The following is a 581-nucleotide window of genomic DNA, read 5'->3' as shown; positions in this document are numbered from 1 at the left end:
TGGGCACATCGATTGACCGCTTTGCCATGCGTCTGTTTTTAGAAATTGGCGCTCAGTTAAGTGACAGTCAACGAGTGGCGACCTTTGAGCAGAGGCTCGAATACATCAACTCTCGATTGGGTTTTCGCTTTAATTTGGCCACGCCAAAAACGCTGATCCTTTGTTGTTACTTGGCGTTGACCGAGTGGATTCATCGACAAACCGACCAAAGTGCGTTGCACGCCTCGGTCAAAGTGGAACAACTGATGAATCAGCTGGACATTCAAAAAGAGTACTGGTCGAAGTTATCGGGTGAAGACACCAGCGCGATTTTTGTCGAACAACAACTTGCGTTGATTGAGAGCCAGCAAACGCAGTTAAAAGCGCAGCTAAATACACTGAACGAGCAGCAGTCACAAGTAATTGAATCTCATAAAGCGTTGGTCGATAAGTGGCAACCGTCGTTAAGCAACTTGAAAGAACTGGCGGACTACACTTCAACGACGGATATGTTCATCTCTGATTGGAAAACGTGGTGCTCTGAGGCTCGTTTACAAGCACCGGATCTCAATGAAGTCTGGGATGCATGTGACGTGGTTTAT

1 pseudogene is annotated in these 581 nt (G+C 46.8%); it reads left to right on the top strand.

The annotated features are described in order from the left end of the window. A pseudogene (esxD, locus tag R7O13_RS29100) lies at positions 1-581 on the top strand (type III secretion system regulon anti-activator ExsD); the annotation flags it as partial.

The organism is Vibrio sp. Y176, from assembly GCF_033438945.1.
This window is presented reverse-complemented; position numbering and strand designations above follow the sequence as displayed.